At 56.3% G+C, this 25,706-nt stretch carries 20 protein-coding genes and 1 tRNA gene; 13 read left to right on the top strand and 8 right to left on the bottom strand.

The features are described from left to right. Positions 1 to 134: 134 nt before the first annotated feature. The 9 genes from thrS to AUK77_RS05950 all read left to right on the top strand — a co-directional run bounded on the left by thrS (position 135) and on the right by AUK77_RS05950 (position 7,582). Complete coding sequence (gene thrS / locus AUK77_RS05910) at positions 135 to 2,057, top strand: threonine--tRNA ligase (RefSeq protein ID WP_296127156.1); 1,923 nt, start codon at positions 135 to 137, stop codon at positions 2,055 to 2,057. Then, positions 2,057 to 2,608 (top strand): translation initiation factor IF-3, encoded by a 552-nt coding sequence (gene infC / locus AUK77_RS05915; protein WP_296127199.1) that lies wholly within the window; start codon positions 2,057 to 2,059, stop codon positions 2,606 to 2,608. Before thrS ends, infC begins: the two co-directional genes overlap by 1 nt. Before the next feature lie 60 nt (positions 2,609 to 2,668). After that, positions 2,669 to 2,863: a 50S ribosomal protein L35 gene (gene rpmI / locus AUK77_RS05920; RefSeq protein ID WP_079202156.1), complete on the top strand. Its 195-nt coding sequence runs from the start codon at positions 2,669 to 2,671 to the stop codon at positions 2,861 to 2,863. A 25-nt stretch (positions 2,864 to 2,888) separates the two neighbouring features. After that, positions 2,889 to 3,245: a 50S ribosomal protein L20 gene (rplT, locus tag AUK77_RS05925; protein WP_040069108.1), complete on the top strand. Its 357-nt coding sequence runs from the start codon at positions 2,889 to 2,891 to the stop codon at positions 3,243 to 3,245. 95 nt (positions 3,246 to 3,340) lie between these two features. Continuing rightward, positions 3,341 to 4,357: a phenylalanine--tRNA ligase subunit alpha gene (gene pheS / locus AUK77_RS05930; protein WP_296127158.1), complete on the top strand. Its 1,017-nt coding sequence runs from the start codon at positions 3,341 to 3,343 to the stop codon at positions 4,355 to 4,357. Between the two features lie 45 nt (positions 4,358 to 4,402). After that, positions 4,403 to 6,781: a phenylalanine--tRNA ligase subunit beta gene (gene pheT / locus AUK77_RS05935; RefSeq protein ID WP_296127160.1), complete on the top strand. Its 2,379-nt coding sequence runs from the start codon at positions 4,403 to 4,405 to the stop codon at positions 6,779 to 6,781. Positions 6,782 to 6,784: 3 nt separating this feature from the next. Then, on the top strand, positions 6,785 to 7,087 hold the full coding sequence (gene ihfA, locus AUK77_RS05940; protein WP_003243414.1) for an integration host factor subunit alpha: 303 nt from the start codon (positions 6,785 to 6,787) through the stop codon (positions 7,085 to 7,087). Next, on the top strand, positions 7,068 to 7,424 hold the full coding sequence (locus AUK77_RS05945; RefSeq protein WP_108489042.1) for a MerR family transcriptional regulator: 357 nt from the start codon (positions 7,068 to 7,070) through the stop codon (positions 7,422 to 7,424). Before ihfA ends, AUK77_RS05945 begins: the two co-directional genes overlap by 20 nt. An 81-nt stretch (positions 7,425 to 7,505) precedes the next feature. Further along, positions 7,506 to 7,582: transfer RNA gene (locus AUK77_RS05950), tRNA-Pro, on the top strand. Positions 7,583 to 7,839: 257 nt separating this feature from the next. Here AUK77_RS05950 and AUK77_RS05955 read toward each other — a convergent pair. The 3 genes from AUK77_RS05955 to AUK77_RS05965 all read right to left on the bottom strand — a co-directional run bounded on the left by AUK77_RS05955 (position 7,840) and on the right by AUK77_RS05965 (position 10,082). Beyond that, positions 7,840 to 9,351 (bottom strand): IS66 family transposase, encoded by a 1,512-nt coding sequence (locus AUK77_RS05955; protein WP_296127162.1) that lies wholly within the window; start codon positions 9,349 to 9,351, stop codon positions 7,840 to 7,842. Between the two features lie 63 nt (positions 9,352 to 9,414). Next, entirely contained in the window at positions 9,415 to 9,750 is a 336-nt protein-coding gene (gene tnpB / locus AUK77_RS05960) for an IS66 family insertion sequence element accessory protein TnpB (RefSeq protein WP_003241496.1), read from the bottom strand. Continuing rightward, entirely contained in the window at positions 9,747 to 10,082 is a 336-nt protein-coding gene (locus AUK77_RS05965) for a transposase (protein WP_296127164.1), read from the bottom strand. Before AUK77_RS05965 ends, tnpB begins: the two co-directional genes overlap by 4 nt. 266 nt (positions 10,083 to 10,348) lie before the next feature. Between AUK77_RS05965 and AUK77_RS05970 the strand changes: the two genes are divergently transcribed. From AUK77_RS05970 to AUK77_RS05980, 4 genes are all read left to right on the top strand, one after another. Further along, on the top strand, positions 10,349 to 14,368 hold the full coding sequence (locus AUK77_RS05970) for an ATP-binding protein (protein WP_296127166.1): 4,020 nt from the start codon (positions 10,349 to 10,351) through the stop codon (positions 14,366 to 14,368). Positions 14,369 to 14,528: 160 nt separating this feature from the next. After that, positions 14,529 to 15,599 (top strand): ABC-three component system protein, encoded by a 1,071-nt coding sequence (locus tag AUK77_RS05975; protein WP_296127167.1) that lies wholly within the window; start codon positions 14,529 to 14,531, stop codon positions 15,597 to 15,599. 17 nt (positions 15,600 to 15,616) lie between these two features. Beyond that, positions 15,617 to 16,087, top strand: coding sequence for an ABC-three component system middle component 2 (locus AUK77_RS18935; protein WP_363079370.1), 471 nt, complete (start codon positions 15,617 to 15,619; stop codon positions 16,085 to 16,087). After that, positions 16,078 to 17,919, top strand: coding sequence for a hypothetical protein (locus tag AUK77_RS05980; protein WP_296127169.1), 1,842 nt, complete (start codon positions 16,078 to 16,080; stop codon positions 17,917 to 17,919). Before AUK77_RS18935 ends, AUK77_RS05980 begins: the two co-directional genes overlap by 10 nt. An 88-nt stretch (positions 17,920 to 18,007) precedes the next feature. Here the strand turns inward: AUK77_RS05980 and AUK77_RS05985 are convergent, their stop codons facing one another. The 5 genes from AUK77_RS05985 to AUK77_RS06005 form a co-directional block, all read right to left on the bottom strand. After that, positions 18,008 to 21,028, bottom strand: coding sequence for a DEAD/DEAH box helicase family protein (locus tag AUK77_RS05985; RefSeq protein ID WP_296127171.1), 3,021 nt, complete (start codon positions 21,026 to 21,028; stop codon positions 18,008 to 18,010). Between the two features lie 116 nt (positions 21,029 to 21,144). Further along, a complete protein-coding gene (locus tag AUK77_RS05990) occupies positions 21,145 to 22,203 on the bottom strand; it encodes a macro domain-containing protein (RefSeq protein ID WP_296127173.1) in 1,059 nt (352 codons plus the stop codon). Positions 22,204 to 22,217: 14 nt separating this feature from the next. Further along, the gene (locus AUK77_RS05995; protein ID WP_296127175.1) at positions 22,218 to 22,853 is read right to left on the bottom strand and encodes a DUF4433 domain-containing protein; all 636 of its coding nucleotides are present in this window, start codon (positions 22,851 to 22,853) and stop codon (positions 22,218 to 22,220) included. Between the two features lies 1 nt (position 22,854). Then, positions 22,855 to 24,819, bottom strand: a complete 1,965-nt coding sequence (locus tag AUK77_RS06000; RefSeq protein WP_296127177.1) for a site-specific DNA-methyltransferase — start codon at positions 24,817 to 24,819, stop codon at positions 22,855 to 22,857. 134 nt (positions 24,820 to 24,953) lie between these two features. Next, positions 24,954 to 25,706: a DUF4391 domain-containing protein gene (locus tag AUK77_RS06005; RefSeq protein WP_296127179.1), complete on the bottom strand. Its 753-nt coding sequence runs from the start codon at positions 25,704 to 25,706 to the stop codon at positions 24,954 to 24,956.

Consider the following 25,706-nt stretch of genomic DNA (forward strand, 5'->3'; position numbering starts at 1 on the left):
AGTGACTGTGGTTCGGTTTTGGTTTGGCTCACATGCCTCTGCTTCTGTATGGCAGATTTACCGCTGAATCGCTTACTGGCTCATCCCAACCCATGTGGCCTTTGGTAGAGGTCACCACTAGGAGAGGAGGCGCCATGCCCATCATTACTCTTCCCGACGGCAGTCAGCGTTCGTTCGATCATCCGGTATCCGTACTTGAGGTGGCGCAATCTATTGGTGCGGGCCTTGCTAAGGCTACGGTAGCAGGCAAGGTCAATGGCAAGTTGGTAGATGCCTGTGACCTGATAGACAGTGACGCGACCCTGCAAATCATTACGCCAAAAGATCAGGAAGGGCTCGAAATTATTCGTCACTCCTGTGCGCATTTGATTGGGCATGCCGTTAAACAGCTGTTCCCGACCGCAAAAATGGTAATCGGTCCTGTCATTGATGATGGGTTCTATTACGACATTGCCTCTGAGCGTCCATTTACTCTAGATGATGTGGCAGCCATCGAGCAGCGCATGCAGCAGCTGATCGAAAAGGACTATGACGTCATCAAGAAGGTGACGCCGCGCGCTGAGGTGATTGATGTGTTCCGTGCGCGTGGTGAGGACTACAAGCTGCGCTTGGTTGAAGACATGCCGGACGAGCAGGCCATGGGTCTGTACTTCCATGAAGAATATGTCGACATGTGCCGTGGCCCGCATGTGCCGAATACACGCTTCCTGAAGGCGTTCAAGCTGACCAAGTTGTCTGGCGCTTACTGGCGCGGTGATGCGAAGAACGAGCAGTTGCAGCGCGTTTACGGCACGGCCTGGGCGGATAAGAAGCAGTTGGCGGCTTTTATCCAGCGTATTGAAGAGGCTGAAAAGCGCGACCATCGCAAGCTGGGTAAGCGCCTTGACTTGTTCCATATGCAGGAAGAAGCGCCGGGTATGGTGTTCTGGCATCCGAATGGCTGGACCATTTATCAGGTGCTTGAGCAGTACATGCGTGGTGTGCAGCGCGAGCATGGCTACCAGGAAGTGCGTACGCCTCAGGTGGTCGATCGCGTGCTGTGGGAGAAATCCGGGCATTGGGGTAACTACTCCGACAGTATGTTCACCACCGAGTCGGAAAGTCGCGACTACGCCATCAAGCCGATGAACTGCCCTTGTCACGTGCAGATTTTCAATCAGGGGCTGAAAAGCTACCGAGAGCTGCCGCTGCGCTTGGCTGAGTTTGGTTCCTGTCACCGCAATGAGGCTTCGGGTGCGTTGCACGGCATCATGCGTGTGCGCGGGTTCACGCAGGACGATGCGCATATCTTCTGTACTGAAGAGCAGGTCAAGAAAGAAGCAGCAGACTTCATCAAGCTGACGCTGCAGGTGTATTCCGACTTCGGCTTTAGCGATATCAAGATGAAGTTGTCGACGCGTCCTGCCAAGCGGGTTGGTGATGATGCGTTCTGGGATCGTGCGGAAACCGCTCTGGCGGATGCGTTGAATGACGCTGGTTTGCCTTGGGAATATTTGCCGGGCGAGGGCGCCTTCTATGGGCCCAAGATCGAATTCACGCTGCTCGATTGCCTGGGTCGCGCCTGGCAGTGCGGTACGCTGCAGTACGATCCGAACATGCCGCAGCGCCTTGATGCGAGCTATGTGTCTGAGGACAACAGTCGCAAGGTTCCGGTTATGTTGCACCGGGCAATTCTCGGTTCGTTCGAGCGCTTTATCGGTATTTTGATTGAGCACTACGAAGGTGCATTCCCGGCTTGGCTGGCTCCCACTCAGGCTGTGGTGATGAATATCACCGACAAACAGGCCGATTTTGCCCTGAATGTTGAAAAAATCCTCAGCCAAAGCGGCTTTCGTGCCAAGTCTGACTTGAGGAACGAGAAGATAGGCTTTAAAATCCGCGAGCATACTTTGCTCAAGGTTCCTTATCTCTTGGTTATCGGAGATCGGGAAGTTGAGACGCAAACTGTCGCCGTGCGTACCCGTGAAGGTGCTGATCTGGGCTCAATGCCCGTCACTCAATTCGCTGAATTCCTCGCGCAGGCGGTTTCCCGGCGTGGTCGCCAAGATTTGGAGTAATCATTATTAAGCGTGATATGAGACAAGATAAACGAGCTGCACCGAAGGCCCCGATCAACGAGAATATCTCGGCACGCGAGGTTCGGTTAATTGGCGCTGACGGCGAGCAAATTGGCATCGTCTCGATTGATGAAGCGCTTAGAATCGCAGAAGAATCCAAGCTGGACTTGGTTGAAATCTCTGCTGATGCGGTTCCGCCGGTTTGCCGAGTCATGGACTACGGCAAGTCGATCTTCGAAAAGAAGAAGCAGGTTGCTGCTGCGAAAAAGAACCAGAAACAGGTTCAAGTTAAAGAAATCAAGTTTCGTCCAGGGACGGAGGAAGGGGATTACCAGGTAAAACTACGCAACCTGGTACGTTTCCTTAGTGATGGGGACAGGGCTAAGGTATCGCTTCGATTCCGCGGCCGTGAGATGGCGCATCAGGAGCTGGGCATGGAGTTGTTGAAGCGGGTCGAAAACGACCTCGCCGAATACGGCACCGTTGAACAGCATCCAAAGATGGAAGGACGCCAGCTGATAATGGTCATCGCCCCCAAAAAGAAGAAGTAGCCACCAGGGCACGGCAGGCCTTGCGGTTATGTTTATCAACTGAATGCGGAGTATCCGAACATGCCAAAGATGAAAACTAAGAGTGGTGCAGCCAAGCGTTTTCTCAAAACCGCTAACGGCTTCAAGCACAAGCACGCTTTCAAGAGCCACATCCTGACCAAGATGTCCACCAAGCGTAAGCGTCAACTGCGTGGTAGCACCATGGTGCACCCGTCTGACGTAGCAAAAGTGGCGCGCATGCTGCGCGTTCGTTAATCGGTCAAGATAGAGGAAATTACTCATGGCTCGTGTTAAGCGCGGCGTTATCGCTCGCAAGCGTCACAAAAAAATTCTGAAACTCGCTAAAGGCTATTACGGCGCACGCTCACGCGTGTTCCGCGTTGCCAAACAAGCGGTGATCAAGGCAGGCCAGTACGCCTACCGTGACCGTCGTCAGAAAAAACGTCAGTTCCGCGCTCTTTGGATCGCTCGTATCAACGCTGGCGCACGTGTTAACGGTCTGTCTTACAGCCGTTTCATCGCTGGCCTGAAAAAAGCGTCCATTGAGATCGACCGTAAGGTACTGGCTGATCTGGCAGTGAACGAAAAAGCGGCGTTTGCTGCGATTGTCGAGAAAGCGAAAGCCGTACTGGCTTAAGTCCCCGACAATCACCGGGTTCGCCCGGTGCTAAACGTCACCAATAGGGGAAGAGCCTTCAAGCTCTTCCCCTATTTCGTATCTGGAGTCTGTAAATGGAAAATCTGGATGTGCTGGTCTCGCAAGCGCTTGAGGCCGTTAGCCACACCGACGATGTGAATGCCCTTGAACAACTGCGCGTTCACTATCTGGGCAAGAAAGGCGAGTTGACTCAGGTGATGAAGACCCTGGGCAATCTATCGGCTGAAGAACGCCCGCAAGCCGGTGCGTTGATCAATGCCGCCAAAGATAAAGTTCAGGATGCTCTGAACAGCAAAAAAGACATGCTGGACCAGGCTGCGCTGAGCGCCAAGCTCGCTGCCGAAAAAATCGATGTCACGTTGCCGGGACGCGGTCAGGCCTCTGGCGGCCTGCACCCTGTTACGCGCACGCTGGAGCGCGTGGAGCAGTTCTTCACGCGCATTGGTTATGGTATCGCCGAGGGGCCTGAGGTCGAAAACGACTATCATAACTTCGAAGCGCTCAATATTCCGGGCCACCACCCGGCACGAGCGATGCACGACACTTTCTATTTCAACGCCAATATGTTGCTACGCACGCATACCTCGCCAGTTCAAGTGCGCACCATGGAATCCCAGCAGCCGCCGATCCGTATCGTCTGCCCGGGCCGCGTTTACCGTTGCGACTCCGATATCACCCATTCGCCGATGTTTCACCAGGTCGAAGGTCTGTTGATTGATGAAGGGGTGAGTTTTGCCGACCTGAAAGGCACCATCGAAGAATTTCTACGCGTGTTCTTCGAGAAACCGTTGGGTGTGCGTTTCCGTCCTTCTTTCTTCCCGTTCACCGAGCCATCGGCTGAAGTCGATATGCAGTGCGTGATGTGCAGCGGCAAAGGCTGTCGCGTGTGCAAGCAAACTGGCTGGCTGGAAGTCATGGGTTGCGGCATGGTGCACCCGAATGTATTGCGTATGTCCGGCATTGATCCGGAAAAATACTCCGGTTTCGCTTTCGGTATGGGCGTCGAGCGCCTGGCCATGCTGCGTTATGGCGTCAACGATTTACGGCTGTTCTTCGATAACGATCTGCGGTTCTTGGCGCAATTTCGCTAGCGCCTTTCGCATTCCATATCGAATTGGTTTAGGAGAACAGACAGTATGAAATTCAGTGAGCAGTGGTTGCGCGGCTGGGTTAATCCGGCGGTTTCGCGTGAAGAGTTAGTGGCGCGCCTGTCCATGGTTGGCCTGGAAGTGGATGCAGTGACCCCGGTTGCGGGAGCATTCAGTGGCATCGTCGTTGGTGAAATACTCAGTGCTGAACAGCACCCTGATGCTGACAAGCTGCGCGTTTGTCAGGTCAGCAACGGCAGTGCCAGCTTCCAAGTGGTCTGTGGTGCGCCAAACGCTCGCGCTGGCATCAAGATCCCCTTTGCGATGATTGGTGCGCAGCTGCCAGGCGACTTCAAAATCAAGCAAGCCAAGCTGCGCGGTGTAGAGTCCCAGGGCATGCTCTGTTCGGCCTCTGAACTGCAGATTAGTGACGACAATAGCGGTCTGATGGAGTTGGCGGCGGACGCTCCGCTCGGTCAGGATGTTCGTGTTTATTTAGGGCTGGACGATGCCAGCATCGAGATCGGCCTGACGCCTAACCGCGGCGACTGTTTGTCGTTGGCCGGCCTGGCTCGCGAAGTCGGGGCCATCTACGGCGCTCAGGTTTCGCCGGTTTCAGTTGCTCCAGTGAGAGCAACGCATGACGAAGTGCGCTCGGTTGAGGTGTTGGCGAGCAGCGCTTGCCCGCGCTATTTGGGGCGTGTTGTACGCAATGTCGACCTATCCAAACCGACGCCATTGTGGATGGTCGAGCGCCTGCGCCGTTCAGATATCCGCAGCATCGATGCCGCCGTAGACATTACCAACTACGTAATGCTCGAACTCGGTCAACCAATGCACGCCTTCGACCTCGCCGAAATCAACGGTGGTATCCGCGTTCGTATGGCTGAAGAGGGCGAAAAACTGGTTTTGCTCGATGGCCAGGAAGTCAGCCTGCGCGCTGATACTCTTGTCATCGCCGACCACAGCCGTGCTCTGGCCATTGCTGGGGTGATGGGCGGGGAGCACAGCGGTGTGGGTGACAAGACGCGTGACCTATTCCTTGAGAGTGCTTTCTTCGACACCATCGCCGTGGCGGGCAAGGCACGCTCCTATGGTTTGCACACGGATTCCTCGCACCGTTTCGAGCGTGGAGTTGATTCGCAATTGGCTCGCAATGCTATGGAGCGCGCCACTGCACTGCTGTTGGATATCGTCGGTGGCGAAGCCGGTCCGATCATTGATGTCACTAGCAATAATGACTTGCCGAGCGTGGCCCCTATTACCCTACGTGCCGAGCGCATCAGCCAGATGCTGGGGATGGACATGGACGGCGCTGAGGTCGAGCGTTTTCTGCTTGCGCTCGGCCTGGGCGTCATCGCTCAAGGTAATGGCGAATGGCAGGTTAGCGTGCCGAGTCACCGCTTTGACATTAGCCTGGAAGTCGACCTGATTGAAGAACTGGGTCGTCTGTATGGCTATAACCGCTTGCCGGTCCGCTATCCGCAAGCGCGTCTGGCGCCACAAGTTAAAGCCGAGGCTGCTGTTGAGTTGCCGGCACTGCGCCGCCTGCTGGTTGCGCGTGGCTATCAAGAGGCCATCACTTACAGCTTCATCGATCCTAAATTGTTTGAGCTGTTCAATCCGGGCACTCAACCGTTGTTGTTGGCTAATCCGATTTCCGCCGACATGGCCGCCATGCGTTCCTCGCTATGGCCGGGGTTGATCAAAGCGCTGCAGCACAACCTAAATCGTCAGCAGGCGCGTGTGCGTTTGTTTGAAAGCGGTTTGCGTTTCGTCGGTCAGTTGGAAGGCTTGCAGCAAGAGCCTATGTTGGCTGGTGTGGTATGTGGCACACGCTTGCCGGAAGGATGGGCGCATTCGCGTGACAACGTTGATTTCTACGATGTGAAGGCTGACGTTGAGGCCTTGCTGGCCAGTGCTGGCGCGGCGGACAACTTCACATTTGTAGCCGGTGAGCACGCGGCCCTGCATCCCGGTCAAACCGCCCGTATTGAGCGCGAAGGACGTTTGGTTGGCTTCTTCGGTGCCATTCACCCCGAGCTGGCCAAAGCGCTGGATATTGATCAGCCCGTATTCATGTTTGAACTGGTGCTGAGTGAGATTACACACGGGTTGATGCCGAAATTTCAGGAATTGTCTAAGTTCCCTGAAGTGAGACGTGACCTGGCTTTGCTGGTTGATCGGGATGTCCCAGCGCAGGATTTGCTGGGGGCGATTCGTGAAGCGGCAGGCGAGTGGTTAACCGACCTCAAGCTATTTGACGTGTATCACGGTAAAGGCATTGATCCTCATAGAAAAAGCCTGGCTGTTGGCTTGACCTGGCAACATCCATCGCGCACTCTTAATGACGATGAGGTGAGTACTACAACGCAAAATATACTCACCTCCCTGGAAACAAGGTTCAACGCCACGTTAAGGAAGTAGCGTATGGGGGCTCTGACGAAAGCTGAGATGGCGGAACGTCTGTATGAAGAGCTGGGCCTGAATAAACGGGAAGCCAAGGAGTTGGTAGAGTTGTTCTTTGAGGAAATCCGCCAAGCGCTGGAGCTCAACGAACAGGTCAAGCTCTCGGGGTTCGGCAATTTTGATCTGCGCGATAAGCGTCAGCGCCCCGGTCGCAATCCTAAAACAGGGGAGGAAATTCCGATTACGGCTCGCCGTGTCGTGACTTTCCGTCCAGGCCAAAAACTTAAAGCCAGGGTCGAGGCGTATGCTGGAACCAAGTCATAACGACGAACTACCCGCGATACCCGGCAAGCGCTACTTCACCATTGGTGAAGTAAGCGAGCTGTGTGCCGTAAAACCGCACGTATTGCGTTATTGGGAACAGGAGTTCCCACAGCTCAATCCAGTCAAGCGGCGTGGCAACCGGCGCTATTATCAGCGTCAAGATGTGCTGATGATTCGGCAGATCCGTGCATTGTTATACGATCAAGGTTTCACCATTGGGGGGGCGCGTCAGCGACTCTCAGGTGATGAGGCCAAAGATGACAATACGCAGTACAAGCAACTCATCAAGCAGATGATTGCCGAGCTTGAAGATGTGCTGTTGGTGCTTCGTAAATAAACTGGCGGGAGTAAAAAAACTTCCACAATTCAGCGGTTTATTGTAAAGTATTCACCGCTTACAGTAACTTGTAAGCAAAGTCGGGGCGTAGCGCAGCCCGGTAGCGCACTTGCATGGGGTGCAAGGGGTCGAGTGTTCGAATCACTCCGTCCCGACCAAAAATCCCTATAAAATCCAAGCACTTACGGGTGCTTGGATTTTTTTATGCCTGGCGTTTTTGGTTGCCAATTGAAATTTGGCCATTCTGGTTGCCAATTGGTTGCCAATTGAGATTGGCTTAACTGATGGAGGCTTTCTGGCTCAGCAGCCAAGCTGCTGTAGTTACCTATGCAGACTTTCGGGCTCTCGAGAAGCAGAGGAAGAATCATCTAGGGTTAAGACGAAAGTGTAGCTCTGTGATGTAAGCGAACGGGCATCACACCTTGCCGGCGGGTACCCAGTTATGCGGCAGCAGCTCGGCCAGGGCGCTGGCCTTCTGCGTCGGCAGGCGCGTGAGCACATCCTTCAGGTAGGCGTACGGATCGTGCCCGTTCAGGCGGGCTGACTGGATCAGCGTCATTAAGGCCGCGCCACGCTGACCACTGCGCAGCGAGCCGGCAAACAGCCAGTTGGCGCGCCCCAGGGCCCAGGGGCGGATCTGGTTCTCGATCCAGTTGTTGTCGATGGGCAGGTTGCCGTCATCCAGGTAGCGCACCAGTGCTGCCCAGCGCTTGAGGCTGTAGTCGAGTGCCTTGGCGATCGCGCTGCCTTCCGGCACCTTCTGCCGCTGCCCAAGCATCCAGCTATTCAGGCCATCGATGATCGGCCTAGCTTTGTCCTGGCGCAGTTGCCGTCGCTGTTCGGTGAGCAGCTCTCGCCCTTCGCGCTCCACCTCGTACAGCTGACCGATGTACTGGAGGGCCTGCTCGGCCAGTTGGCTCTGGTTGGCAGCATGCAGGTCGAAGAACTTGCGCCGTGCATGGGCCATGCAGCCGATCTCGGTCACACCTTGCTCGAAGCTGGCCTTGTAGCCAGCGAAGTCGTCGCAGACCAGTTTGCCTTGCCAGTCGCCCAGGAAGCTGCGCGCGTGCTCACCGGCCCGGCTCGGCCTGAAGTCGTAGACCACGGCCTTGAGGTCGGCGAAGGGGCTGGGTGCATAGGCCCAGACGTAAGCCCGCTGGGTCTTCTTTGTGCCCGGGGCGAGCATCTGCACCGGGGTTTCGTCGGCGAGTATGACGTCCTGCTGGAGCAGGCAGTCGCGCAGGGCATCGACCAGGGGTTGCAGCTGGACGCCGCAAGCGCCGACCCATTGCGCCAGCGTGGAACGCGCGATGGCCAGCCCGGCGCGGGCGAAGATCTTTTCCTGGCGGTACAGCGGCAGGTGATCGGCGAACTTGGCCACCATGACCTGAGCCAGTAGCCCCGCAGTCGGGATGCCCTTGTCGATCACCTGCGCAGGCACTGGGGCCTGGATCAGCGTTTCACATGTGGCGCAGACCCACTTGCCACGGATATGCCGCTCGACGGTGAAGGTGCCCGGGGTGTAGTCGAGTTTCTCGCTGACGTCTTCGCCGATGCGCTTGAGCTGGCAGCCGCAGGCACACTGGGTGCTGTCCGGCTCGTGAAGTATCAGCGTGCGCGGCAGCTCGGCCGGCAGCGGCGCTCGCTTGGGCTGCTGCCGTAGCTCGCGCTTGGCGGGCTCTGGTCGGGCCGTTTCAAGCTCTGCCTCGATGGCGGCGATGTCGGCCTCAATCATCTCGTCCAGCAGGTTGAGCTGGTCGGCATTGAGCTGCTCGCTGCGTCGGGCGAAGCGGTGGCGCCGCAGCACGGCGAGTTCGTGGTTCAACCGCTGGTTGAGCGTTTCCAGATGATCGACGCGCTGACTCAACTGCGCGGCCAGTTGGCGCAGTTGCTCAGGCGTCAGATGATCGAAAGCGGCAGGATTCATGGCGCCGAGTGTGCGGATTGTCGGCCCCCTCGGCGATAGGCCATTGGCCTAATTGCACCCCGGCTACAGGAGCCTGATCTCGGCATCAGGCCCAAGACGCTGCCAAGGCAGGCCGACCACGAGGGCCTGTAACTGCTCGGGGCTGAGTTCCAACTGCTGTCCCTGCCAGTTGCCCGACCAGACGAAGCGCCCTCGATTGAGCCTGCGAGCGGCCAGCCAGATGCCGAAGCCATCGTGCACCAGCACCTTCATCCGGTTGGCGCGCTTGTTGGTGAACAGGTAGGCGCAGTGCGGCTGCGCCGCACCGAACACCTGAACCACCCGGGCCAACGCTGTTTCGGTACCGGCGCGCATGTCCAGCGGCTCGGTGGCGAGCCAGATGCGCTCGATGCGGATCACTTCAGTAGCTCGCGCAGGAAGCGGGCGCAGCCTTCAGGATCGTTGCCCGGCCACTGTACCGACAGTTTGCCAGCCCGATGGGGAATGGCGATCTGGATGGCCATGTCGGCCGCACTCGGGGTAGCCGGCAGGCTCGGGACGAGAGGAATCGGAATAAAACTGGAGGGTACAGCGGGCAGCTGTGCCTGCTGGCGGCGAATCCACTTGTGCACGAGATTGGCGTTGAGGCCGTGGTTCAAGGCTACACCGGCAACCGAGGCGCCGGGTCGGGTACACTCATCGACGACCTGGGCCTTGAAGGATTTGGGATAGGAGCGGCGTTGGCCTGGCACGGGAGATCCTCCGCAAGGGGCTTGAAATGGTGTCCACCAAAAACAGGTGGACACCATGCCGCTAGCTGGAGGGATCAGGGAGGTGTGTTGGCCAGACGCTTACTCTGTGATCCCCGCCAACTGGGTTGCGCGTGTCTGCTCGGATGACCCAATATTCAGCAGTATCAAGCTTGATGCTTGCATCTGCTTGGCGTGGTCTACGGGATGTAAGGCGGATGTCAATCTTGACTGCCAACCCGCCGATTGACGCAAGGAAGGAAAAAAACATGCCAGCCGAGCAAACTCACCAGCAAGCTGATACAGCCCTTGAGTTGGAGTCCAGCACGCTTGACGAGATCGTCGACGCGCTGTCATCGGGCAGGCCCATCACTCTTCCTCAGAATGCTGGACACTTCCTTCTCAATAGCGAAGATGCGCAGGCGGCCTTCCGATTTTACGCATCCCGCCGAGATCTTTGGCCACAGCAGAAACCGCTCTCGAGCACAGAAGTGGACCAACTGCTGCTGGCTCTGGAGGCGCCTAAGCCAGTTGTCCGTAGCGCACAGGTTGTAGTGTCCGCGCTCAAACGCCCGCGGTGGCGCATCACCCAAGTTAAAGCGCATCGCTTCGCCGGCTTGCACCGGCACTGTGGCACCAACGGTCAAGCGCCGGACTCCTTGTCGCTTGAACTAGACCGCGATGTAACCTGCATCTGGGGATTTAACGGTGCCGGCAAGACGGCACTTCAAAGCGCGATTATGTGGTGTCTGACTGGCCAGGCACACCGCTCCCAGCACAAGCCAGCGGCCGTACATGAGCCGATAGCCGTCGAGTTGCTGTCGGTATCGGATGGTGAGGATCCTAACTCCGCTGATTCTACTCGCTCGTTATCTCTTCCTCCGATTGTTCCGCTGCCCTCTCCAGAAGAGCTAGCCACGCTGCAGGACAAGCCTGCCTGTGACACTTCGGTGGAGTTAACTCTGCGGGAAAGCTCTGGCCAAGAGATCGTGGTAAAGCGAGAGCTCAAACGTAGCCCTAAGGGTGCTCTCTCAATCCAAAGTACCGGCCTCGAACAGCTTGGTCTCCCACAATGGGCCATCGAGGCAGGCACATTGATGCCGGCGATAGCCGCGACTATGCGTTTCGATGAAAAAACGACTTTCGCGGATGCGATAGCCCAGCTAACCGGATTGAGGCCACTGCAGGATCTTGGCAGGCGCTCAGAGCGTCTGGTCCGACGCTTATTAGGGGAAGATAGCGATAAGGCTGAGGCTGATACAGACGTTGCCTTCACGCGCTTTTCCACCAGCAAACGCACGTTTGAAGAAGCCTGGAAGATCCAGGCGGATACGCTTGGTCAATTGCCCGAACTCTTTTCCCCGGCGCAAGAGACCATAGATAAAAGCTGCAAGGCCGCAATTGAATCGTCGGTTTCTCACTTGGAGGAGCTTCGCCAGCAAGGGCAGAGGGATATTGATGCCATCCTTGCTGCTTCCGTACAACTGAAAACCAAAGACCAGGCTGTAGCGTTTGAAACCGTTCTAGGTACCGCGAAGGAGCGTCTTGGTTCAATTGCAATTGGGGCCCTCCCATCTGTCCAGACACTCAAACGCTTGGGGGAAATTGAAGAGGTAGATCGGGTCGCTGTTATTGCGAAGCTCGAGGAGTTGAGGGAAAGAGCTGTTGAACAAGTGGCCCGCCAACAGAAAAAGGAAGAGGCCGCACGGTGGCAGCTATACGCGATGGTCTCCCAATGGCATCGCCGCAATCACCCTGAGGAGCCGCTAGGCGACTGCCCTGTCTGCGGTTCAGATCTTGCCCAGGTACCCCCAGATGCATTGTTGGACAAGGAGGTGGCTGAAGCGCTGAAAGCTAGCGCCCTAGCGCATACCGATGCCACGAAAACATTGCAGGATTGGCAGCGGGATGCCGCAAGCGAGCTTCTGGAAGACCTTCCCTCTAGTCTTAGGCCGTTCGTCGATACAAAACCTCGTGCGTCATTACTGGGTCTCTACCGAGACGCCTACGTGAGCGAACTTTTGCAGGATGCTGCCTTCAGCACGCAGTTGCGCCCAATAAAACAGAATGCAGCGACAGTGTGGGATATGGCGGTTCAGGCGAATCCTCTGCCTACTTTCCCCGAAACCGAGGTTATCGAGCTACCGCACGAGTTTCGAGCCTCTTCGCTCGCCACCAGATTTGCCAACCTGCAGGCGGCTCTAACACTCTCTCTTCATCGACAATTGAGTGAGGATCAGATCAAGCTGATCACACAGCGCTACTTTGGAGTTGGTTTGTTCGACCGTGCCGACGTGATAAGAGAGCAGGCTGAGATATCAGAGGCTCCGCTTAGGCATCAGGTCATTGCGCTGCAGCAAGCCGTTACATCTGCTGAGCCCATAATCGCGCTGCTACGTCAACTGGACGAAATTGAAGTCATTCGACAGAGCTGGGTAAAAGCGCGTAAACGGCACCAGTTGTTGCAGCGAGCGGCGGCGGCAGTCCAAGAATTCACTCGGCTACCTGGTCTCGTCCGTCACCAGGTTGAGGGGTTGATAAAGGTGCTTGATGAAAGGACGACGGCTTGGTTGGGCATCATCTATCGGCCGCATTACGTCGGGGGGCCAACCTACATCGGCCTCGATCCTACGAGGGCTCAAGGCGTAGGGCTTTACGCTGGGCTTGGATCCTTGCGAGTGCACGCTCATGAAGTGATGAATTCCTCACATCTGCGAGCTTGCGTATGGGCGTTTGTTTTCAGCTTGTGGGAGCGTATTCGTGACCGCGCAGGGGCTCTCGAGGTTCTACAGCTAGACGATCCACAGACCTACTTCGATCCGATCAATACAGAGAATCTGGCCGCAGCTATTCCAAAGCTTGTCGAGGCAGGTATGGCTCCCATTATCACCTCGAACGACAACCGATTTATCGCCGCGGTTAAAAGTCGGTTACCGAAACTCTCATCGGGTTCTCCATCGTGGACGATGCTTCAAATCAGCCCCATTTCATCCTCGCGCCACACAGCTGCGCTTACGCCTGCAGTGGAGGAGGTGTTTGAGCGTCGTGCTGTTTGGCTTGAGGACGAATCGGACGTTCGCAAGGCACAGGAGTTCGTGGAACGAGTGCGGCTACACATTGAGAATCGCCTGTGGGACCTGCTGGCTGCTGATCCGATGCTCATCTACAAGCCGACTCTTGCTGATCTGATCGGCCACATCAGTAGCGCCCGCAATGGCGGTGAGCGGCCGTTCAATGAGGTTCCGTTCGAGCGTCTGCTGAACTGTAGGTCGTTACGGCCGGGTTCTGAGTTCTATTTGATAATCAATAAGGCTCACCACAACTTGCGGGACGTCACGCCGTACGATGCAGGAGAGGTTGACAAAGCCTTTGACGAGGTCGATCGACTTTTGCGTAGCGGCAGTGCGTCCTATGCGCGATTCATGGGGCGCCTCACGCGAGAGGACGAAGATCTTTTCTTCGTCGCGCCGCCATCAGCCCCTCCAGCCATTCTTCTCGATAAGAAGCCCATTCGCGTTTTAGGCGATTTTAGCGCTCGTACGCGTGCAGACGCCCTTGCAGTCGAGGCGGAGTCCGCCACTTTCTCATTTGATAGTTTGGGCGAAATCGCTCTCTTCGCTATCCGAGGCTCAAGCCTTGGTTCACTGGCTTTGCCTGGTCAGATAGTGGCTGCTTCGCTTTCTGGCGAAGCGAAAAACGGCGGCCCCGTCATCGCACTGTACGGAAGTAGTGTGTTGGCACGTCGATACCATTCGGATCAGAGCGACTCTTCGAAACTGACCTTGGCCTGTGACCAGTCGGGCACAGAGAGAGTGGCGCCTGCTCTCACGCTGCCGCGAAATAAAGTCCGTGTACTTCCCATCGTTGGGGTTTTCTATGACAACGTGTCCCAGGACGGGGCCAATGAAGCTCGCTCAGTCGACAGTTGCTCCATACTCGACAGGCCGCTGCTCGCCGCACGTATCATCGAGGATAGTGGCTATCCGGTCGTCAGGAATGGTGATCTTGTGCTGTTAGAGCAGACTGAGATACCCAGTGAGACAGTTCTGGACCGAGCGAAGGGGGCCATGGTTGCGTTCGTCGCCTCACGGCGCGGTGAGCAGTTCGCCTATCTAAAGCGCATTGGTTCTTCTATACAGGGCAGTGGCTTGCGGATATTTGAGAATGTGGGAACCTTCGGCGACTCGTTGGCCGTATCTTGTTGTTTCGGGGAAGAAGGCAGTTCAGTTGACTGTTTGGAAATGCAGAGTATGTGGCGTGTTCACGGAGTCATCAGGGTCAGATCTTGAGAGTATCTAACCGCTCGTTATCACCGCACTCTCAGAATATGGCACTATCGGTCTGGATAACTAAAACGGCGCAAGTTGGACCAGCTCTGGAGCCGAGTATGTGCCGATTACGTGAATATGGAGGTTCGTCAGCCTCTGACCAAAATGCGGGGCCGACGGTATGGAAACCAATCCACCTCAGAAACCGAAGCGGAAGAATGGCTTTGCGGTCAAGCGCGGTGTCATTCCGCCGTCATCGCAGGTCTTACTTTTTCACGCCGACCAGTGGGAAAAGCTCATTGAGAACGCTTGTCGCAACCGTCCTTTAGGCGACGGCGCGAAGTACGTGTTCGTCAAGCAGTTGGGCGGTGCAGGAGATGGCGGGCGTGACGTCGAAGCGCGCCTGGTTCCAGCTTTGTCTGAGCATCAGTGGGATCTTTTTCAAGGCAAACATTACGACCATGCCTTGATGCCCACCGATGTTTTCAAAGAGTTGATCAAGTTTTTCAAGCACTTGGAGGCGAAGACATATCCTGCGCCACGGTATTACTACCTCTGCGCGCCACGCGGCGTGGGCAACGACCTTCACAACCTTCTGAGCAAGCCCGACGAGTTCAAGCAGCGATTGCTGGATGACTGGAGAGCGGAAAAGACCGGGCTCAAGGGGCGGGCTAAAGAGCTAACCCCGGCAATCGAACAGCTAGTGATGGCCTTCGATTTCAAGAACATTTTGGAGTGCCAGACGCGAGACATCCTTGAGTGGCATGCGCTGGATCAAAAGGCGCACTTCGAGCTGTTCGGTTTTGAGGGCGAGCGCGGTGATGATCCCTTGGCACCCGACACGCCCACAGCACAGGAGCAGATCTACGTCGAAGAATTGTTGAAGGTCTATTCCGAGCTAACCGGAGATGATCTGACGCTGGACGAGCTGATGGACTCAGACTCCTGCGGCGAGCATTTCCAGAGTCAGCGTGCATTTTTCTACTGCGCTGAAGGCCTGAAGATATTCAGCCGGGACACCTACGGTGAAGCAGAGTTCGACGCGCTGTTGGACATGGTGCTTATTGGCATCAAGTCGAAGGTCAATAGCCCTCGGCATAAGAGCGGTCTGGACCGGCTCGAGGCCGGTACCGAGGGGGCGCAACAGTTGGTCGTCAATGACAGTGATCTGACTCCTAAGCTGCGGCCGGGGGATCTGCCAGGCACCTGCCACCATTTGGTAAACCAGAGGAGGCTCAAGTGGGTCAAGTAAAACGGCACGCTTTGCCTGTGTTCAACTCCCCGTTTGAGCTCGGCATCCGCATGGTCTATCTCCTGCAAGCTCTCATGCCGCATGGCGCGGATCTTCAGAAGCTGGTGCTTTTGGACTATGCCATCGTGTACTCGGCTGATCTGGACGGACCTAGCAGCCTACATACACCCATCCCATTCCGTGGCGCAGAGCTCATGAGTAGGCGCGAGCTGATTGAGCAAGGTCTCTACCTCATGAGCACGCGGGGCTTAGTAACGGCAACATGGGGTGTAGATGGCATCACTTACTATGCGGGAGAGATCGCGAGGACTATGACTGGAGCTCTAACGTCAAAGTACTTACGTGAGTTGGAGCAGCGCTGCGCTTGGGCCGCCGAGTGCTATGGACAAGTTGACTCCACCGAGCTGACTTCCCAATTCGCTGCGAGCGGCCACCTGTGGGGGGCGGAGCTCGAGTTGGCGCGGAATGGAGGTGGCACATGGGCATAGTTCTCACGTCGCTGTCCGTCCATGGACCGGATCGGGAAATCGCCGAGGTCCTATTTCATCCCAGGCGACAGCTGATTCGAGGCCCTAGTGAGACCGGCAAGTCCTATATCTACGACTGTCTTTGGTACATGCTGGGAGGTAACGACCTTCCTGAAACATTTCCGCTTACGCAGGGCTACCAAGAATTTCGCTTGCGGTTTAGGGCTGCCGAAGGTGAGTACGAAGTACGCCGGGGGTTGGCCGGTGGAGGTGCGGCTGTCTACGCGCGCGTGTTCGGCAATATCGAGGATCAACCGTTCGAGCCGCTGGACCAGGAGCTCGGGGAGTTGCTCGTAGAGTTGTGCGGGGCGAGTGGCAAACAAATTCTTCGCAACCACAGCAAGCGTGGTGTCGTAACGGGTGATGATCTTCGCCACTGGTCGTTGTGGTCGCAGTCAGACATTCCTGCCAAGCTGCCCATCGCGGGAAGCGCCTATGCAGCATCGAAGCATGAAGCTGCGTTCCATTTGTTTTTGACAGGCACCGATGATTCAGCCATCCAACTTCGGAAGTCCGCAACCGAAACTGAACGTGCCCGAGGCGAGTTACAGGCTGCCGAGACTGCTCTGAAGCGCATCGAAGCCCTTATGCCTAAAGACTTGAAACGCAACGAGGTGGAAGAGGCGCTGGAGCGGGTAGATACGACTCTGTCGGCGATGACGAGCCAGTACGACGCGCGTGCTTCTGCCCTGAAAGACTTGCGCAGGCAGCTTACGGAAGTGTCCGACGAATTGCGCCAGGTTGAGAATGACCGGAACCACTCGCAGTCCATGATTGGGCGCTTCGAACTGCTTGACGAGAAATATGCAAACGACCAGGCGCGCCTTGGAGGTACCAGTGAGGGAGTCGCATTCTTTCAGGAACTACCGACAGTAGACTGCCCGTTGTGCGGAACCCCGGCAGAAAGCCAGGTGGATCCTAACGATCTGCGCCCTGCGGCGCCTAGCCGCTATCGCGCAGCTATCGCGGCTGAAGCAGAAAAAATTCGTGCGCTCCGCGTGGGCTTGCTCGCAGCCCTACAGCATGAGCGAGACCGCTACGGCGATCTCAAAGCGCGCGCTTCGAAACTTGCTGCTGAACTCAACGTGCTGCAGAACCGCGAAGCTATGGTGCTAAATAACACCCGTGTTGAGTTCACTGCCAATCCGAAGATATTGGCGTTGAGACGTTCAGAGCTGTCTGAACAACTAAGCTATTTCGACGAAATACAACACCTTGTTGCCGAAATTGATCGCCTAAAGAAGGCGACCGTGCGCAAACGTATTACCGTAGCTCGCGAGGGTGGCGCATTTGGTCGTGAGGTGGCCAATCGCGCCAAGGAATTGCTGAACGCTTGGGGGTTCAGTTCTATCCAGAACATCGCTCTTGATGACGGTTCCTGTGACCTGCGGATCGACGATCGTTCGCGCCTGAGCTATGGCGCTGGTGTGAGGGGCTTGTTCCTGTCCTCTTTGGCGGTTGCGCTCATGGAGCACGCGCTCGAGAAAGGACATCCCCATCTCGGCGTCGTCGTCCTCGATTCGCCACTGAAGACGTACGCCGATCCCGACTCTACCGAAGAGCATGAGGTGCCGCCTGAGACGGTCGTTGACCGGTTCTATGGCTGGATGTCGACTTGGCATGGGCGTGGTCAAGTCATCGTTCTCGAGAACGAACCGATCAAGCCAGAAACGGCGGAAGAGCTCAAACCCATCACGTTCACACGTATCCGTGGCAAGGGGCGATACGGCCTTTATCCCCTACGCGATGATGCAGCCGACGAAGGCGATGCGGGTCAGAGGACATCGAGCTGATGCGCTGGTGCGCACCAGCTTTAATCTTCAAGCGCCATCAGATACTTGGTAGGCCTATAGTGCTGACCAAGCATCTGATCCGATTTATCTAATTCAGCACACCCGCGATCACGTCATCCACGTTACTCGCTCGGCCAAATCGCAGGCTGGCCTCATCGGTGGCGAGCAATTTGAAGTGAGCGGTGCCGCAGTCGATCTTCGCTTGCTCAATCGGGCGCAGGTCATCATTGAACAGGCTGCTCTTGGTTTCCACCACGAAGTACAGGCGTTCCGCGCCATCTTGCTCAACCAATATTGCCCAGTCTGGGTTGTAGCTGCCGAGCGGGGTAGGGATGCGGAACCAGCCTGGCAGTTTTGCGTAAACCTTCACGGCATCGTTGTGTTCGAGCGCTTGGGCGAAGTCGCGCTCGATGACTGAGTCGTAGACCACATGCTCGTAAACGGATTTCTCGGTGTTGAGCAGCATGTTTTTCAGGTAGCCGGTCAGCTCTTGCTGCTCGAACAGTTCCTGGGCGTAGAAACTGTCGTCGCCCAGTTTCACGTACTTGATGCCGTCGACCAACGCCAGACGCTTGCAGCGGTTGATGATTTCGCCGGCCAGTTCAATAAACTGCTGGGGGTTGCGCTTGAAGTCGTCCAGGCGCTTGCTTTCCGTGAGGATGCGCACCAGCGTGCGGCGAGTCAGCTGCGTGCGATCCTGCAGGTCGGTCAGAATGTCCGGCAGCTCGATATCGCTCTCGTCGAGGTTGACGGTGTAAGCGCCTTTTTTCTCGTTGGCTTCCACGCCCGATTTACCGATGGCCAGATCCGCTTTGCGCCATTGCAGGCGGGGGCGGAACACGGCCGGTGCTTTCTGCAGGTTGTCGATGCAGTCGGCAATCAGCTGTTCGTTATCGAAGTCAACGCGATAGGTAGTCTGATGCTTGATCCGATTCCAAAGGGCCTTGAACTCTTCGCTCTGAAGCACGGCCTGACGAGTAGGGACGGCACGGCGCTCATCTGCGTTCTTGATCTCCAGGCGACCGGAGACTTTCTTCAACTGCTCGATGATTTGTGAGCGCTGAGCCTCGAACTCGGGGGGGAGTTGCAGCAGGCCATCTTTGAGCGCTTGCTTCAGTGAGTCTTGCACCTTGCCCTTGGCATCGACGTAATGCTGGGCTTTCAGGAAGTCCCATAGCACCTTCGACTGTTCAAAACCAAGCGGCTTGGACTCGCCGTCTGCGTTGGTGATGGCGACTGCAGCAAACTGATGCTGCTCGACGATACCGAAGCGGATGCCAGTGTCTGCTTCAATCTCTTTCTGCAGGTTCTCGGCGAAGGCCTCATAGTTTTCTGTGGCGATGACCGTTAGGGTGTTTGCCTCGAAACCACGTACCCGCTCGCCGTTTTGGTTGACGCACAAGCGTAGACCGCGGCCAATGGTCTGCCGGCGCTCACGCTCGGATTGAATATCGCGCAGCGTGCAGATCTGGAATACGTTGGGGTTGTCCCAGCCTTCCTTGAGTGCCGAGTGGGAAAAGATGAACTTCAGCGGTGTGCTGAAACTGAGCAGCTTTTCCTTGTCCTTCATGATCAGGTTGTAGGCGCGCTCTGCGTTTTCCCGGTTGCCGGCGTTGTTCTCCGCGGTGTCAGACCATCCGCCCTTTTTGTCGATGGAGAAGTAGCCGTTGTGTATTTCTTCAGCGCTGTGGTTGAAGTCGACCTCGCTGAACAAGCTTTGGTAGTCCGGGTGCTTGGCGAGGCGTTTGTATTCCTCTTCGAAGATGGTCGCGTACACGCCCTTCACCGGATTGCCGTCTGCGTCGTACTGGCGATAGCGCTCGACCGTATCGATGAAGAATAGCGACAGCACCTTGATGCCCATAGGGCGGAAGCGCTTTTCCTTGTCCAGGTGCTCTTTGATCGTGCGGCGGATCATTTCTCGTTGAATCGCCAACGGCTCCACGCCGCCATGGACTTCGCCAATGCGCAGGTACTTCTCGCCACCTGGGTAGCGCAGCTCAACAAACTCCTCGCCCTTGGCGGTGTTGATTTCACCGATACGAAGGTCTTTATAGACCGCGCGCTTGGTTGCCTGCTCCAGATCGTCGCCATCGTAGACCGTGACCTCTTGGGTGGCCACGCCACCAGAGGCAGTGCCCACATCCAGCTCGACCTTGGCTGAGATCGTGCCGCGCTTGTTACTTACTGCCATCAGACGCACAAACGGCTTGTTGTGGGCGTCCTCAATCGTTGCCGAGGCCACCTCGATCTGCTTAACCAGGCGACGCTCGTAGGCGTCCACCGCATCCAGCCGGTAAACCATGTGATGCTTGTCCACATGGGTTGCGGAATAGCGCAGGGTGCACAGCGGGTTCATCGCATCCAGCGCGCTTTTGCCGGCTCCTTTTAGGCCGCCATCGACGCTCTGCGGTTCGTCGACAATCAGGATCGGTCGAGTCGCCTTGATCAGGTCGATGGGCTTCTCACCGCCGGTCTTTTCGCTGTCCTTGTAGAGGTTGTTGACGTCCTTCTTATTGATCGCGCCTACGGTCACCACCATGATCTGGATGGTCGAGCTGGTGGCAAAGTTGCGCACCTCGCCGAGCTTGTTCGAGTCGTACAGGAAGTAGTCGTAGGGGACGCCGGCATAAAGGCCTTTGAAGTGCTCCTCGGTGATCTGCAGCGACTTGTAGACGCCTTCCTTGATCGCAACCGAGGGCACTACGATGACGAACTTGCTAAAGCCGTAGCGTTTATTCAGCTCGAAGATGCTGCGTAGGTAAACGTAGGTCTTGCCGGTTCCGGTCTCCATCTCGACGGTAAAGTCGCCGGAGCTCAGCATGCCGGAAGGCGGGAGGCCGCCGCGAAGCTGGATGTTGCTTAGGTTCTTGTGCAGCTCGTCGTCGAGCAGCGTCAGACGATTGCCAACACCCAGGTCGGATTCGGCAATACCCAGGGCAAACTGCTGCGGGGCGCTTCCAGGGAAAAGATCATTCTCTGCCGGGGCAAGGGCCTTCATGGTTACCGTGAATTCGGTACGGCACGCCTCTTGGCCGCGGAACAGATCGCATACCGCTTCGATGGCCTGTAATTGGTAGTCGAGATCCGGCTCGAAGTGCAGTTTCATGTTCAATCCATTTTCAAGCTCGCCTTCAGGCAAGGGCGAGTCATTTAGTCAGTTCGCTCATCGACTCCCCATGCCACCTCGCGGCATGGGGAGTCGAGTCAGATCCAGGAGGTGTTTCAGGCACTCAGCGCTATCGGCTCGATCCAGCCTTTGCTTGCCAGTACGTCTACGGCGATACCAATTTGGCGCGGCGTGAACTGCTTCTTACGCGCGTTCCAGGCGTAGGTGCGGGCGACCACTTCATCGACGCTGGACACGGGCTCTCCTTCTTTGACTATCCAGTGCACAGTCGCCAGCAGCTCCAGGCCGAAGGGGGTTTCGAAGCCTTCCACCAGCTCGCCGACTCGATCGAATCGGGCGCGGGTTTCAGCATTCGTTGCCAGGAAGGCATTGGCGTCCTCGACTGCGCCAGGCACTAGCGTGAGGGGTTTGTTTGGGGCGTCACCGCCATCGGCATAGCCCGCGACCAGATGGCCTTCAATCGTGCGCAATACATGCCGAAGGTTCTCGGCGTAGGGACCATAGGCGGCTTGCACGTATTTGAGGCGCAGTGGCTCACCTGCAACTTGCATGAAGTACATCAGCTTGTGCACTTCCAGCAGGCTAATTGTCGGATCAAGCAGGCCGCGCACATAACGGTTCATTAGCTCCACCAGTGCGGCACGTCCAGCGGTCATGCTTGGCACTTCACGATTGTGGTGCATGGTGTCTGCAGCGGGGGCTCCCTTGGGCTCGTAGACGCGCACACGCACATCCGGCAGGTCTGCCATGGCTGCTTCGATGCGCGGACGCACCTCGGCCCAATCAAGCCCGCCCAAACCGCTGCCCAGCGGAGGAATGGCGATGGAGCGGATGCCGCGACGGTGAATCTCGGCCACCAGGGCACTGAGCCCTGCATCTATGTCCTGCAGGCGGCTCTTGCCGCGCCAGTGACGCTTGGTGGGGAAGTTGATGATGTAACGTGGCGACGTGAGTTGGTTCGTGTCGAACACGAACATCCGGCCAGGCTGTACCTCTTCGCGCTTGCAGGCCGCCTCGTAAGCCTTGAAGTTCTCCGGCCACATGTTCTTGAACTGCAAGGCAATGCCACGGCCCATCACACCGACACAGTTCACGGTGTTGATGATGGCTTCAGAGTCATCCCGCAGGATGTCGCCGCTGGTAAATTCGATCATGACAGGCTCTTCACTCAGTAATACCACTCAGGGCGTAGCTCGACCGTTGGTCTGTGCCCTTGTGCAGGCAACACATTAGCTACCTGCGTATAAATCGGCTTGGATTGCACGCCGATTCGCTCGATTAGGTGCCAGGGGAAGCTGTTTTCGAGCAGAAACTCGGCCTGCTTGCCTTCCTTGCACTGGCGCCAGTCGCGTGCTTGCACGGCATTCCAGTCAATCTCATTGAGCCGTGTCAGATCCGCTCTGTCTTCAAAGTAGCGGGCCCCGGCATTGGATAGCGTGAACGCCCAGCGTCTGGCCTGGGCATTGGCCCACTGCACGGTCGCGTGCAAGTCCGCTTCCAAATGCACGATAGGCCCTTGCCCGCCCTTGTAGGTTAGATCCTGATGCTGCTGACGGATCAGGTACAACATCACCGAACGTGGGCAGAAGTAGAACGGCACGCATTCGCCGACATGCAGGCCCGGATGGCTATCCAGCTCCAGTTGCAGGCGGCGCTGCTTGATGTGGTTCATGCCAATGACAGTGCCTGGCAACGCCTGATTCAACAGTACCGCATCGGACAGCAAGCCAGCGCTGACGATGATCGACGGCAAACGGTCCACATGGCAGATATGGTAAATCTTGGGCTGCGCTGGCACGGCCATTTTACAGGCTCCGCACGTTTTTGATGCCAGCCTGGCTCAGAATGGCGGCCAGGTTGGTTTTTGCGATGTCGTCGGCAAAGGCACTGTCGCGGAATACGCAGGTGCTGTCGCTGGCAGGGGCTTGCGCCTTGTGCCAGGCGATAATGCCCTGCGCCAGGGTTTCCACCTGATCGCGGGTGATCTGTTCAGCCAGGCAAGCCATCAGCACGCCGCCACCGATGCTGTGAACAGTTTTGCCGGCGATCTGCTGCTGCTCGATGGGAACGCACAGGTCCAGACCGAGTTTAAGCAGAAGCTCAGTTAGAATGTCTGCTTCGCTGCGACCGGGGAGAATGTTTTCCTGATGATCTAGCAGGCTGCGCTCTAAATCTTTGGTGGCTAGGTTCCATGCGCGAATGTTGGATATGTCCAGTTTGTAGGACCTAAACCCAGTGTCTAGTTTGCGTGTGCTGTCAGTAGATATGCTCTGTGCTGCTTTCCGAAGTCTGTATTTTGTTAGCTCCGCAATATTAAGCTCGCTGCCGAGCTTGCGACAGAATTCATATGGTATTTTTTGGTCGCTATTGTCGGGGGATAGTGGCTCGGGTAACTGAACAAGAATGAATCTTCTATTACCTTTGTCTTCCGAATTTCTTTTCATGACAGCTTCTGCGGTGCTGCCGGAGCCGGCAAAGAAATCAAGCACAATGTCTTCGTTTCCGCTGCCAAGGCCCACTAATAGCTTTAGTAAGCCTATTGGTTTGGGAGTGTCGAAAACAGATTTCTGACCAAATAGAACTTCAAGTTCTCTCGCCGCGTGCTGATTCAATGGCATGTCAGGAAGAATAGAAGGGGTGCTCATTCCATTCTTGGCTTCGCTCAAAAAGAGCTTTCGCATCGGGGTTGTTGCAGTGCCAGTTACACCCCAGTAAAGGCGTCCATCGGCTTCGAGTTTCTTCATCTCTGTTTCTGAATGGCGCCAGCAAGTACCGTGCCTGGGATATACGGTTTCGTTCGTGTATGGATTGATAATTCCATAGTGCAAAGAGGCAACGTCGCGGCCGCCCTTAGCGTTTGCGGTGGTGTCAATCTTTCTGAATCGGCCGCGTTTATCTGGGCCGCTGGGCTCTTTGAATACTTGATACTCGGCATCTGCTTTTTCAGTGCGCGGCATCAGATTGAGATTTTCCTCTGCCAAAGTTCTGCCAGAGGAGGATGAAAGTATCTTTCCGTATACTAAGATGTGCTCGTGGACTGAGCCAATGTTCCGGTCATTTGGTGCTCCATCTCGTTTCTTCCAAATTAGGTCTATTATGAAGCACTCTCCACCAAAAACTTCGTCGCAGACTATGCGAAGATTGGCGACCTCTGTAGAGTCAATGGATATAAAAATAACCCCGTCCTCCTTTAGGAGGTTGCGCGCAAGCTTTAAGCGGGGATAGATCATGTTTATCCAGTCGGTATGGAACCTTCCGCTGCTTTCGAGGTTGGTGCTAATCTTCTTTCCGTGTTCAGTTTGTCCTGTGAGCTCAAGATAGTTTTTTATGTTGTCCTGAAAATTATCCGGATATACGAAGTCCTTTCCAGTGTTATAAGGCGGGTCGATATATATCATCTTGACCTTGCCCGCATAGCTCTTTTGTAGCAACTTTAGGACTTCGAGGTTATCGCCCTCGATCATCAGGTTTTGCGTATTGTCCCAGCCCACACTTTCATTGGGGCAGGGCAGTAGCGTGCCGGTGCTGGGCGTGAGCGCCAGTTGGCGCGCTGCGCGCTTGCCGTGCCAGTTCAGGCCGTATTTTTCGTCGGCGTCCGTTACGGTGGCGTCGCCGACTAGCTGTTTGAGCACGTCCTGGTTGATGGCCACGCCATTGGGGCCTTCGGTGATCAGCTCAGGGAACAAGGCTTTGAGTTTGTCGATGTTTTCGGCCTTGAGGTCGGCGCTATGCGCTTCCGGCGACTGTGCGTCGATTATTTGCATGGTCATTCGCTATTTCCTTCACGATCTACCTGCACGTATGTGTTTGCAGGCGCGGTGTAATGCTGGCTGGCATGGTATTCCATTTCGACAGCCTTTTAATGCTTGTTGGCCAGGTTTTGGCTCTTGCTGAAACCATTGCCCTACAGTCTTGCTTGGGCTTCACTGAGCGCTTGCTGTAGCTGCTTCAGTTGCAGGTTTAGCTCCACCTGACGGGCAATCTGCTGAGCTTTTTGCGCCTGGGCGCGCAATGTGGCGATCTGTCCTTGCAGCTCGACGCAGGCTTGCAGGGCTTGGCGTCGGGCAGTGGCATCGAGCGGGCTGTTGACCGCGCGAAAACTACCCGTGTGCTGCGCTGTCTGTAGGGCCAGCAAGGTATCCATCCAGCCCTGATAAAAGACGCTCAGGTCACTACGCGGTTGACGCTCCAGGCTTACCGCATCGAGAAAGGCTGTGGTGATCTGAGGGGAGGCCGGCACCGTAGCGGTGGTGATTTCACCATCGAGCACGGTCTTGCCGGCTTCGTTCTGCGCCCAACGTTTGTGGCTGAGGGAGAGCTGTACTGACTCCGGCGTACTGATCATTAGCAGGGTTGGGTGAGGGACGGCGCGGTGCAGCAGTTCAATGAGCCTGGCAGGGCGAGCTGACGGGCGCAGGGTGAGGTGCAACACGGCGACTTCCACGTATTCACGTTGGGCGTCGCGGTAAGCAGGTATGCCGCAAATACCGGGCTTTAGCGCGGCAACCCACTGGACCTCTTCAATGCCTTCATTGATCTGCTGCCGATCCGCAGCTGTCGGGGCCAGGTTTTCGATCAGCAGCTTTTTGGATACGCGTTGATTGACCCGTGCCTGCTCAGGCAGTTGCAGGGCAGCAATGATGTCCTCGGCAACCAC

The organism is Pseudomonas sp. Ga0074129 (genome assembly GCA_001465025.1).
Taxonomy (GTDB): domain Bacteria; phylum Pseudomonadota; class Gammaproteobacteria; order Pseudomonadales; family Pseudomonadaceae; genus Aquipseudomonas.